The 10,867-nt window shown below is 70.8% G+C and carries 14 protein-coding genes; 8 read left to right on the forward strand and 6 right to left on the reverse strand.

Annotated features, from left to right (window positions below):
- Window positions 1-472 precede the first annotated feature (472 nt).
- The 5 genes from VGT06_06380 to VGT06_06400 are packed head-to-tail and all read left to right on the forward strand — an operon-like array spanning window position 473 to window position 3,669.
- The gene (locus tag VGT06_06380; protein HEV8662746.1) at window positions 473-868 is read left to right on the forward strand and encodes a (deoxy)nucleoside triphosphate pyrophosphohydrolase; all 396 of its coding nucleotides are present in this window, start codon (window positions 473-475) and stop codon (window positions 866-868) included.
- Entirely contained in the window at window positions 865-1,560 is a 696-nt protein-coding gene (locus tag VGT06_06385; GenBank protein HEV8662747.1) for an A/G-specific adenine glycosylase, read from the forward strand. Before VGT06_06380 ends, VGT06_06385 begins: the two co-directional genes overlap by 4 nt.
- 2 nt (window positions 1,561-1,562) lie before the next feature.
- Window positions 1,563-2,105, forward strand: coding sequence for a cob(I)yrinic acid a,c-diamide adenosyltransferase (locus tag VGT06_06390; protein ID HEV8662748.1), 543 nt, complete (start codon window positions 1,563-1,565; stop codon window positions 2,103-2,105).
- On the forward strand, window positions 2,102-2,833 hold the full coding sequence (locus VGT06_06395; protein ID HEV8662749.1) for an HAD family phosphatase: 732 nt from the start codon (window positions 2,102-2,104) through the stop codon (window positions 2,831-2,833). The genes VGT06_06390 and VGT06_06395 overlap by 4 nt, the downstream gene beginning before the upstream one ends.
- Entirely contained in the window at window positions 2,830-3,669 is an 840-nt protein-coding gene (locus tag VGT06_06400; GenBank protein HEV8662750.1) for a tetratricopeptide repeat protein, read from the forward strand. The genes VGT06_06395 and VGT06_06400 overlap by 4 nt, the downstream gene beginning before the upstream one ends.
- On the opposite strand, the gene VGT06_06405 is transcribed toward VGT06_06400, so the two are convergent.
- The 6 genes from VGT06_06405 to VGT06_06430 all read right to left on the reverse strand — a co-directional run bounded on the left by VGT06_06405 (window position 3,662) and on the right by VGT06_06430 (window position 8,352).
- Entirely contained in the window at window positions 3,662-4,306 is a 645-nt protein-coding gene (locus VGT06_06405; GenBank protein ID HEV8662751.1) for a response regulator, read from the reverse strand. The genes VGT06_06400 and VGT06_06405 overlap by 8 nt on opposite strands.
- Window positions 4,307-4,313: 7 nt before the next feature.
- Window positions 4,314-5,090 (reverse strand): glucose 1-dehydrogenase, encoded by a 777-nt coding sequence (locus VGT06_06410; protein ID HEV8662752.1) that lies wholly within the window; start codon window positions 5,088-5,090, stop codon window positions 4,314-4,316.
- Between the two features lie 10 nt (window positions 5,091-5,100).
- Complete coding sequence (locus tag VGT06_06415; GenBank protein ID HEV8662753.1) at window positions 5,101-5,613, reverse strand: NUDIX hydrolase; 513 nt, start codon at window positions 5,611-5,613, stop codon at window positions 5,101-5,103.
- A gap of 32 nt (window positions 5,614-5,645) precedes the next feature.
- Window positions 5,646-6,566 carry a transketolase C-terminal domain-containing protein gene (locus tag VGT06_06420; protein HEV8662754.1) on the reverse strand — a complete coding sequence of 307 codons (921 nt, stop codon included), beginning with the start codon at window positions 6,564-6,566 and terminating at the stop codon, window positions 5,646-5,648.
- A 13-nt stretch (window positions 6,567-6,579) separates the two neighbouring features.
- Window positions 6,580-7,401, reverse strand: a complete 822-nt coding sequence (locus VGT06_06425; GenBank protein ID HEV8662755.1) for a transketolase — start codon at window positions 7,399-7,401, stop codon at window positions 6,580-6,582.
- A 258-nt stretch (window positions 7,402-7,659) separates the two neighbouring features.
- Window positions 7,660-8,352, reverse strand: a complete 693-nt coding sequence (locus VGT06_06430; GenBank protein HEV8662756.1) for a PilZ domain-containing protein — start codon at window positions 8,350-8,352, stop codon at window positions 7,660-7,662.
- A 344-nt stretch (window positions 8,353-8,696) separates the two neighbouring features.
- On the opposite strand from VGT06_06430, the gene def reads away from it, so the two are divergent.
- The 3 genes from def to VGT06_06445 are packed head-to-tail and all read left to right on the forward strand — an operon-like array spanning window position 8,697 to window position 10,791.
- A complete protein-coding gene (def, locus tag VGT06_06435) occupies window positions 8,697-9,260 on the forward strand; it encodes a peptide deformylase (protein HEV8662757.1) in 564 nt (187 codons plus the stop codon).
- Window positions 9,261-9,301: 41 nt separating this feature from the next.
- Window positions 9,302-9,697 (forward strand): hypothetical protein, encoded by a 396-nt coding sequence (locus tag VGT06_06440; protein HEV8662758.1) that lies wholly within the window; start codon window positions 9,302-9,304, stop codon window positions 9,695-9,697.
- Window positions 9,697-10,791, forward strand: coding sequence for an aminomethyltransferase family protein (locus VGT06_06445; GenBank protein ID HEV8662759.1), 1,095 nt, complete (start codon window positions 9,697-9,699; stop codon window positions 10,789-10,791). Before VGT06_06440 ends, VGT06_06445 begins: the two co-directional genes overlap by 1 nt.
- Window positions 10,792-10,867 lie beyond the last annotated feature (76 nt).

A 10,867-nucleotide genomic window follows, 5' to 3' on the forward strand; every position in this document is an offset into this window, starting at 1 on the left:
GCCGCGCTGCCAGGCAGGGGGCTCCTCTCGGCAGGCCCGGACGTGCTCCTCGACCGCCTCGGGGAGCTCCGTCTGAAGCCTGGACTTGCAGAAGAAGCACCGGATGTCGGCCATGGTGCCCGAGGCCCTCCGAATCCGCCCCGTCGACGAGCCGGCAGGTGACTCCGGAGCGGCGCGATCGGTCGCCCGGTCGGACGAACCGGACAGCCACCCCGAGAACGGTGCACCCGTCCTCGAAGCAGGACAGGATCACAGTCTGAATCACCCGGCCACGATGTCAATGGGCCCAATGTCCTGTTTCGGCATAAAAAACCTCCCGGTATCCTAGGAACGAAGTCCTAGGCCCTTCGGGGATCTATCCCGCTCTTTTCGCAGATGGCCGCGCGGTCCCAAGGGGACGAAACCGCTTGTCAGCGCCCGGGGCCGGACGCTACACTCGCGCGGGATGGACGGGCCGGGGCATCCGCTGCGCGTGAGCGCGGGCTTCATCCTTCGGGACGGAAAGGTCCTCATCTGCCAGCGGGCGGCATCCGACGCCTTCCCCCTCAAGTGGGAGTTCCCCGGCGGCAAGGTGGAGGCGGGAGAGGAGCCGGCCGCCGCGCTGGCCCGCGAGCTCCGGGAGGAGCTGGGGATTCGGGCGACGGTGGGGGCCGAGGTGGCCCGGGTCCGGCACGCCTACCCCGGCGGCCCCGAGGTGGAGTTGCGCTTTTTCCATGTCCCGGCCTTCGTCGGTGAACCGGTGAACCGGCACTTCGCCGCCGTCACATGGGCTCCTCTGGCCGCGCTCCCGGCCTACGACTTCCTGGAGGCGGACCGGCCCCTCGTCGCGCGGATAGCGCGAGAAGGGCGCCTGCCCGAGAGCCCGTGACGCGTCCGGGGGGCGTCGCCCCGCCCTGGGGGAAGGCCTTCGGCCGGGGGCTCCTCCGCTGGTTCGCGCGGCACGGGCGCGACTTGCCCTGGCGGAGGACCCGCGATCCCTACCGGATCCTGGTCTCGGAGGTCATGCTCCAGCAGACGCAGGTTCCGCGGGTTCTCGCGTACTACCCCCGCTTCCTGCGGCGCTACCCCACGGTGGAGGCCCTGGCCGCGGCCCCCCCGGCCCGGGTCCGGGAGGCCTGGGACGGTCTCGGCTACTATGCCCGGGCGCGCAACCTCCAGGCCGCCGCCCGGGCCCTGGTCCGGGAGCGGGGCGGGCGCTTCCCCCGAACGCGCGAGGAAGCCGAAAACCTCCCGGGCGTGGGACGCTACACGAGCGGGGCGCTCCTGGCTTTCGCCTTCGGGGAGCCGGTCCCGGCACTGGACACCAACGGTACCCGGGTCCTGAGCCGCCTCTTCCTGGCCCGGCGACCCTCCTCCCCGAGCCGCACGGTCGCCCGCCTGGAGAGACTAGCGGCATCGCTCATCCCGCCGGGAGAGGGCTGGGCCTTCAACCAGGCCCTGATGGACTTCGGCGCGCTCGTCTGCACCGCCCGGGCCCCGCGCTGCGAGGCCTGCCCCTTCAGGAGCCGGTGTCGCGCCTACGCCCGCTGGCAGCGGCGCGGCGGCGCCACCGGAAGGTAGCCGTGAAGATCTACACCCGGACCGGCGACAAGGGGGAGACGGGCCTCTTCGACGGGACCCGCGTGAGCAAGGCGGACCCCCGCGTGGAAGCCTACGGAGCCGTGGACGAGACGAGCGCGCTCCTGGGGGTCGCCGCGGCCAACACCACCGACGCGGAGCTTCGCGGGATCCTCCAGGACCTGCAGCGGGACCTCTTCGCCGTCGGGGCGCAGCTTGCCGACCCCAAGTGGGGCGTGAAGCCCCGGAAGGAGAAGACCCGCCTCACCGAGGCCCGGGTGGCCGAGCTCGAAGCCCTGATCGACCGGGCGGAAGCGGAGCTGCCGCCGCTCAAGCAATTCATCCTGCCGGGCGGGAGTCCCGTGGGGGCGGTCCTGCACCTGGCCCGGACAGTCTGCCGGCGGGCGGAGCGGCGGATCGTGGCGCTCGCGGCCACGATGGCCGTTTCCCCCCTGCTCCTCACTTACGTCAACCGCCTCTCCGACTTGCTCTTCGTCCTGGCCCGGCTCGCCAGCCGGCGGGCCGGCACGGAGGAGATCCCCTGGTGAGCGGGCCGCGCGCCGTCATCCTGGATTTCAACGGCGTCATCCTGGACGACGAGCCGATCCACTGCGCGGTATTGCAGGAGGTGCTGGCTGAGGAGGGGTACCGGCTCACGGAGGAGGAGTACCGGCGCGACTACCTGGCCCAGGACGACCGGGGGTGCTTCACCCTGGCCCTCCGGGGGATGGGCCGCCCCGTGACGGAGGCGGCCCTCGCGGACCTCATCCGGCGGAAGGGGACCCGCTACCAGGCCCGGATGCGGGAGGGATACCGCTTCTTCCCCGGCGTCGTGGACTTCCTCCGGGCGGGGGCGGGCCGGGTCCGCCTGGCCATCGCCTCCGGGGCGCACCGGGACGAGATCGAGGCCGCCCTGCGGCGAGCAGGCCTGACGTCCTGCTTCACCGCCATCGTGAGCGCCGACGAGATCAGCCGGATGAAGCCGGACCCCGAGATCTACCGGACGGCCCTGGATCGCCTCAACGGAGCGCCCCCCCGGCCCCTCCCCCCAATCGCGCCGTCCCAGTGCCTCGCCGTCGAGGACTCCATGGCCGGGGTCGAGGCGGCGCAGGCGGCCGGCATGCCCTGCGTGGCCGTGACCAACTCCTACCCCGCCGAGGCGCTCGGCTTCGCCGACCTCGTGGTGCCGGGCCTGGCGGGGCAGACCACCGAGGGACTCTGGCGAGCGGCGACCGACGGGACCCGCGGCCTCAGCGGCGGCAGGAGGCGCCGGTGAGCCGGCAGGCGGAAGGCCGCTCGCGCTTCACCGCCCTCGTCGGGCGGCCCGAAGGGGAGATTGACCTGGCGGAGGCGGCCCTCCTCATCGCGGCGGAGGAGTACCCCGACCTGGACATGGCCGCCTACCTGACGCTGCTGGCCCGAATGGGAGAGGAACTCCGCCGCCGGACGCGCGACGTGCGTTCCGCCGCGTCGGCCCTGGAGACCCTGAACCACTATCTGTTCGACGAGCTGGGCTTCGCCGGGAACCTGGAAGAGTACTACGATCCCCGAAATTCCTACCTGAACGAGGTCCTGGACCGGCGCACCGGCATCCCGATCTCCCTCTCCACCGTCTACATGGCCGTCGCCCGCCACGGCGGGCTGCCGATCTCGGGGGTAGGGTTCCCGGGCCATTTTCTGGTGAAGGTCGCCTCGGGGGGAGAGGAGATCGTCCTGGACCCGTTCAACCGGGGGGCGATCCTCACGGAGGCCGACTGCCAGAAGCTCCTCGACCAGGCGACGGCAGGACGGGCCCGCTTCTCGCGGGAGTTGCTCCGCGCCGCCGGGACCAAGGCCATCCTGGCCCGGATGCTCGCGAACTTGAAGGGGGTCTACTCGGCCACCCGGCAGTACGCCAAAGCCCTCTCCTGTGTCGAGCGGACCCTGCTCCTGACGCCCGACTCCGTGCGAGAGATCCGGGACCGGGGCCTCCTCCTCGCCCAGATGCAGCGGACCGAGGAGGCCATCCGCGAGCTGACCCGCTACCTGAAGCTGACCCCGGCGCCGGAGGATGCGGACAGAGTGAAGGAGCAGGTCCGCGCTCTCCGGATGCACCAGGCCTTGCTCAACTGATTCCGCCCGCCTCCGCCTCTCCCGCCGGGCCCTCCCCCACGACTGCTGCCATCCCCGTCTGCACCAGCCGGACGGCGAACTCGAGCAGCTCCACATCGTCCTCGCGGGCGGCCAGGATGGACTCGAGGGTATGCCGCCCGTCGAAGAGCTGGAGCTTCTCGTGCAGCTCGGGGGCGAGGCGCCGGCCGGCCAGGACCTCCCGGGCCTTCGGCGTGAGGGCGAGGCGGGTTTCCAGGGAGGGGAGCTGCAACCGGAGGAGGGCGCGCCGGACCCGCATCTGGACATCCGACGGGTTGAGCGGCTTGGTGATGTAATCCACCGCTCCCAGGCTCACCCCCCGCTTTCGATCGTCCAGGTCCACCCGGGCCGTGACGAAGATGAGTGGGATCGCCTTCGTCCGCTCGTTGCCCCGCAGGATCTGCGCCACCGCAAACCCGTCCTCCTCCGGGAGGATGACGTCCAGGAGGATCAGGTCCGGCTGGTGTTCCCAGGCCAGATCCAGGGCCTCGACGCCGCCCCGCGCGACGAAGACCTGACACCCCAGCCCTCCCAGCGTCTCCCGCAGCAGCTCGATGAAGAAGTAGTTGTCCTCGACGATGAGGATCTTCGCGCCCTTGGTGATGGGATCGGGGCTCACGGGCGCCTCACTCGGCCGGGGAGGGGGCGGTCAGGGTCAGGCCGCCGTCTACCACGATGGTCTGCCCGCAGATCCACTCCGCCTCCTCCGAGCAGAGAAACGCGATCACCTTCGCGATGTCCTCCGGGGTCCCCACCCGCCCTTTCGGCGTGGCCTGGACGACCTGCGCCTTCCAGGCCTCGTAGCCGTCCCCCGCATAGAGCCTGGACGAGTCGGTCTCCACCAGCCCCGGGTTCACGGCGTTCACGCTGATCCCCCGGGGGGCCAGCTCGGCCGCCAGATAGCGGGTCAGCACCTCCATGGCCGCCTTCGCCGCCCCCAGCGTCCCGTGGCGGGGGAGACACCCGAGGGAGTCAATCCCCGAGACGGCCACGATGCGCCCCCGGCGCCCCCCCATCAGGGGGACCGCCTCCTGCGCCGCCACCAGGAAGCCCTTCACCGTGATGGCGAAGGTCTTGTCCACGTTGTGCTCCTTCACCTCCAGCAGGGGCTTGAAGGCGGTCGCGGCGGCATTCGCGATGAAGAAATCCAGGACCCCGAAGGTCTCCCGGACCCCGGCGAAGACCCGGCGGACCGCCTCCATGTCGGTCAGGTCCGCCGGGATGGAGAGCACCCGGCGTCCCAGCCGCCGGATTGCCTCCGCCACCTCGCTCGCCGCCCCCTCCTGCCGCCGGTACGTGAAGGCCACGTCCGCCCCGCGGGCCGCCAGCAGGTGCGCGGTCGCCCGGCCGATCCCCCGCGAGCCTCCGGTGATGAGGGCCACCTTGCCGGCGAAGGGAGTCATCCGCCGCCCCTCACGTCCCGAAGCGCCCGAGGTAGTCGCGGAGTGCCTCCGCCGTGCTCGGGAAAGCCAGCTCGTCCCAGGGGATCGCGCCCGGCGGGAAGATCCGCGCCTCCAGCGCCTCGTCCCCAGCCCGGAGTTCTCCTCCCAGGACCTGCACGAGGTACACCACCACCACGACCGGGTTGTCGGGATAGGAGTAGACGTTGACCAGCTCCCGGACGGCCACCTCCAGGCTCGCCTCCTCCCGCGTCTCCCGGATCGCGGCCGCCGCCACCGCCTCCCCCCGGTCGACGTAGCCGCCGGGGAGGACCCACTTCCCGTAGCCCGGCTCGATCGACCGGCGGACCAGGACGATCCCCCCGTCCAGGGGGCAGATGGTCCCCGCGGCCAGCTTGGGGTCGAAGAAAAAGATGAACCCGCACCCCGCGCAGGCAAGCCGCTCGGGCTCCCCGGCCTTCAGGCGCCGCGGGGCGAGCCCCGCCCCGCAGCGGGGGCAGAACCGGAACTCGCTCGGGTGTGTCATGGACGCGGTGGGGCCGATCTGGTGGGGGGCGGCTACCGGAGGAGCTTCTCGGCCTCGGCCACGATGTGCTCGGCCGAGAGACCGTACTTGCGGTACAGCCCGGCGGGGTCCCCCGACTCCGCGAAGTCCCGGACCCCGATCCGCCGGACCGGCCCCACGGCCGCCTGGGCCGCCACCTCGGCCACGGCGCTCCCGAGGCCCCCGTGGATGCCGTGGTCCTCCACCGTGACGAGCCCCCGGGTCCGCCGGGCAGAGTCCAGGACCACGTCCTCGTCCAGCGGCTTGATGGTATGGATGTTGACCACGCGGGCCGCCACGCCTCGTGCGGCGAGCGCCCCCGCCGCTTTCAGCGCCTCCCCCACGACCCCGCCCGTCGCCACGACCGTGACGTCCCCGCCCTCGCGGAGGATCACCCCGCGCCCGAACTCGAATCGGTAGTCGGGGCCGTTCACGTCCTCCAGCTTCTGCCGGGTCAGGCGGAGGAAGGCGGGGCCCCGGTGCCGGACGAGGTACTCCACCGCCCGCTCCGTCTCTACCGCGTCGGCCGGCTGGACGACCGCCATGTTCGGGATGCTCCGCATGCAGGCGATGTCCTCGGTGGCCATCTGGCTGTAGCCGTCCTCGCCGATGCCGATGCCGGCATGGGTCCCGACGATCCGGACGTTGGCCCGGTTGTAGCCGACCGACATCCGGATCTGCTCGAAGCGCCCGGCGACGAAGCAGGCGAAGGAGCAGCAGAAGGGGACCTTCCCCGCGAGCGCCATCCCGGCCGCCACCCCCACCATGTTCCCCTCGGCGATGCCCATCTCGAAGAAGCGCTCCGGGTACTTCTTGGCAAAGAGTTCCGTCATGGTGGACTTGCTCAGGTCCGCGTCCAGGACCACCACCTCGAGGTGCTCCCCGCCGAGCCGTGCCAGGGCCTCGCCGAAGGCGAGGCGGGTTGCCTTTGCCATGCCTCCTCCGCGCTCAGACCGGGGTCGCCAGCAGCTCCTGGATGGCCCGCTCCGCCTCCTCCCGGTTGGGGGCCTTCCCGTGCCATTCCCACTTGTCCTCCATGAAGGAGACGCCTTTCCCCTTCACGGTGTGGGCGACGATGATCGTGGGCTTCCCGGTGGTGGCGGTCGCTTCCTCCAGCGCCTTGCCGATCGCGGCATAGTCGTGCCCGTCGATCTCCAGGACGTGCCAGCGGAAGGCCCGCCACTTCTCGGGGAGGGGATCCAGGTCCATGATGGTCTTCACGTGCCCCGAGAGCTGGACCTTGTTGTAGTCCAGGACGACGGTCAGGTTGTCGGTCTTGAACTTCGGCGCGGCCAGCGCGGCCTCCCAGATCTGCCCGGACTCCGACTCGCCATCGCTGATCATGCAGTAGACGCGGCTCGGCCGCCCGTCCAGCCGGAGGGCGAGCGCCATTCCTAACGCGAGTGACAGCCCCTGCCCCAGGGAGCCGGTGGCAGCCTCCACGTAGGGGAAGCGGATCCGATCGGGATGGCCCTGCAGACGCGAGTTCAGCTTCCGGAGGGTCAGCAGTTCCTCCGGGGGGAAGTAGCCGCCCTTGGCCAGGGCCGCGTAAAGGATGGGCACGCAATGGCCCTTGCTGAGGACGAAGCGGTCCCGATCGGGCCAATCCGGCTGGGCCGGCCGGTGGCGCATCTTCTCGAAGAAGAGAACCGTCACGATGTCGGCGGCCGAGAGGGAACCGCCCGGATGGCCGGAACCGGCCTCCGCCAGCATCCGGATCACGTCCACCCGGAGCTCCCGCGCGATCGCCTTTAGACGGGGAATATCCATGAGCATCTCGGGCAGGGGGCAAAAGAATCGCGGCCCATCGGGCCGCGCCCAACCTCCCCTTCTCTATCGCGGTGCTCTCGCAAAGTCAACGGCAAAATCGTCGGGGGTGGGAGAGGCGACGGGGATCTCCCGGGACGGGGCAGGCGAAGACGAGCCGGGGATCGAGTGGCGGCGGTGGAAAGGCCCGAGCCGGCGCACGCCCTCGATCGCGATCGGAGGTTGACTGGCGAACCTAGCGCGGCAGGAGTTTTCGGGGAATCATCGAGTCAAGAGGGGGGCTTTCCCGGGATGGGCGGAGCCTCCCCGGAGCGCATCGCCCAGGGTGGCGAGCTGCTCGACCTCGATCGGGCCCAGCTCCGCGAATCGCACCCCCATCCCGGCGGCGAAGTCGCTGACGCTCTTGACGGGATTGTTCCAGATGACCTGGCCCGGGAGCGAGAAGGAACTCAATGGCTCGGGTGGGGTCAGCCGGAGGCGGAGATCCTGCCCCGGGCGGACCGGAGCCAGGGTATGGATGAACATCCCGCCTTGGCTCAGATTAAGACAGGTTCCCGTCCCCGAGGTCTCCCCATGGTCGTAGGCCACCTGGAACCGGGCGGGGAGCCGGCGGTGGCGCTGCTGGCGCCGGTTCTTGAGCATGATCTGGAGGGCCGGGCCCTCCAGGTCTCCCGCGAAGGCGATCCCATGCCCGAAGACGCTCCCGAGATCGGTCCGGCTGGCCTTCCCGATCCAGACCACACGGCTTCGCAGCTCTGGCCCATCCCCCAGGCGGACCAGCAGCTGAGTCTGGACGGGGAGCGGAGTCCGGAGCAAGAGCATCGCCCCGCCGAAACTCACCTGCCGCGTTTTCCCCTCGAGACGGGTCTCGGGCATGCCCGGCGCGAGGACGGTACAGCGGGCAGGCAGGTAGACTTCAATCCGGGGATACCGCCGGTCTCCACGCCGCCCCATGGGCTGCCTCCTTCGGTTCGCCTCAAGGGCAAAGCAACATCCGTACCAAATGAGCCACCGGTACTAGAGCGCGAAATCCAGCCGGGGGCACCCTCGCCGCCAACTGGAAGGGGCTCCAGAGGAGACATTCTGCCCGAATGCGGTCCTTTCAGGGCATTCTCGCCTTCCCCGGGTTCTTCAGTCGGCCGGGCACTCCCGACGCCTTCCGCGCCGACATTCGGCCCGGAGGCGATTTCATTCCTGGGGAGGAGTACGCGCATCAGCGGGGCACCGACCCTGACTTTCCCATGAAATGGACGGGCAGGAGGTGCAACCGGCCCTGCCTGGTGTATAATCACCCGTAGGTGCCGGGGAAGCGGGTCCGGCCGGACGGAGTGGCGATGGCGATTCTGAAGGTGGCACACCTCGGACACCCGATCCTGCGGCGGCGGGCCGCCTCCGTCCCCAAGGACACCCTTCGCTCCCGGGACTTCCAGCGGTTCGTGGATGACCTCATCGAGACCATGCGGGAGTACGCGGGGGTCGGGTTGGCCGCACCCCAGGTCCACGAGGGGCTCCAGGTCTTCGCCGTCGAAGCCCAGAAGGGCGAGGAGGGGAAGCCCGGGGTCCCCCTTACGGTGCTGGTCAACCCGGTGGTGACCCCTCTGGGGGACGCCATGGGCGAGGACTGGGAAGGGTGCCTGAGCATCCCGGGGTTGCGGGGGAGGGTCTCCCGGCACCGGGAGGTCCGGGTCGAGGCCCTCGACCGGCGGGGAGAGCGCCTGGACTTCACGGCCACCGACTTCTTCGCGCGGGTGATCCAGCACGAGTACGACCACATCCAGGGCATCGTCTTCCTGGACCGGATGAAGAGTTTGGAGACCCTCACCTACCTGGAAGAGTACGCCCGGTACTGGGCGGAGCAGTAGCGCCGCCCCCCGCCGACCGGACGCCCCGACGGAGCGCAGGCATGCCGGACGATCTACCCCGCGAGACGGTGCTCGCCTTCATCCCGGATCTGTTTTTCTCGACCAAGGTGGGAGCCATCTGCGCCGGCCTGGGGCGGCCCCTGGTCGTGGCCCGGACGGAGGCGGACCTGATGGCCAAGGTGGCGGGGGTCGGACCCGGCGTCCTCCTCGTGGACCTGACGGCGCCGGCGGCGGAGGGGGTGCTCGCCCGCCTGCGCGAGGGCGCGACGGCCGATCTTCCCCTGCTGGGCTATACCACCCACGCCGACTGGAAGCGGACGAAGCCGCTGCACGATCGCTGCAACCGGGTTATCACCAAGGACGACATCGCCGCCAACTTCGCGGGGGAGCTGGAGCAAGTTACCCGGGCGCGCGGCGCCGGCGGGAGCGGGAAGTGATGGACCGGCACTCGCCGCTCACGGCAATCCTGAGTCCTGCCGCCTTCACCGAGGTGGCCGGGGTCCGGCTTCCCGAGCACTTCGGCGACCCTGCGGCCGAGTACCGGGCGCTGCGCGAGGCGGCCGGCCTTCTGGATCGGACCACGGCGGGTCTCCTCCGATTGACGGGGGCCGACCGTGTCCGGTTCCTGAACGGGATGATCACGAACGACGTGAACGGTCTCGCCCCGGGCGGCGGGCTGTACGCCGCCCTCTGCTCCCCTCAGGGAAAGGTCCTGGGGGATCTCCGGGTGCTGGCCCTGGACGACACCCTGCTGTTGCTGTGCGAGGCCTCCTGCCGCGCCCGCGTGGCCCAGACCCTCGAGCGGTTCATCATCGCCGACGACGTCAAGGTGACCGACGCCAGCGGGGAGATCGCCGTTCTGGGCTGCTACGGCCCCAAATCGTCGGAGGCGCTCGCCCGGGCTGCCGGGACTCCCTCCCCGGACCTGGCTCCGCACCACCACGCGGAGATGACCATGGGGGAGGCCACCCTGCGGGTGGTGGCGACCCCCTTCCTCGGGGTCCCAGGGTTCGATGTGCTGGTCCCGGCCGAGGCGGCGGCCAGCGTGGCGCAGCGGCTCCTGGACGCGGTCAAGGTGGTGGGAGGACGCCCCGCCGGGCACGCCCCCTTCGAGGCGGTCCGGGTCGAGGCCGGCACGCCCTGGTACGGCCTGGACTTCGACGAGAACACCCTCCCGCAGGAGGCGGGGTTGGAGGCGACTGCGATCTCCTTCGACAAGGGCTGCTACATCGGTCAGGAAACGGTGGCCCGGATCCACTTCCGGGGCCACGTGAACCGGCGCCTCACGGGCCTGGGCCTCCGGGGGGAAGACCTGCCGGCCCGGGGGAGCCGTGTGCGCAGGGGGGAGGCAGAGGTCGGGTGGATCACCAGCGCCGTCCGCTCCCCGGCCCGCGGCACGCCCGTGGCCCTGGCCATGCTGCGGCGGGAGGCAGCCGAGCCCGGGACGAGCCTGACCGTGGAGGCCGGCGGGAGACACCTTCAGGCCGAAGTCGTCCCGCTCCCCTTCGTCCCCTCGGAGCCGGCCGCCTAGTGTGAGCCCAACAAATGGTCCCTGATGCTCACGCTAGCACTGGGGTGCCGGGCCAAATGACGAGCATCACGAGGCC

Origin of the sequence: Candidatus Methylomirabilis sp. (assembly GCA_036000645.1) — a bacterium.
Lineage (GTDB): Bacteria > Methylomirabilota > Methylomirabilia > Methylomirabilales > JACPAU01 > JACPAU01.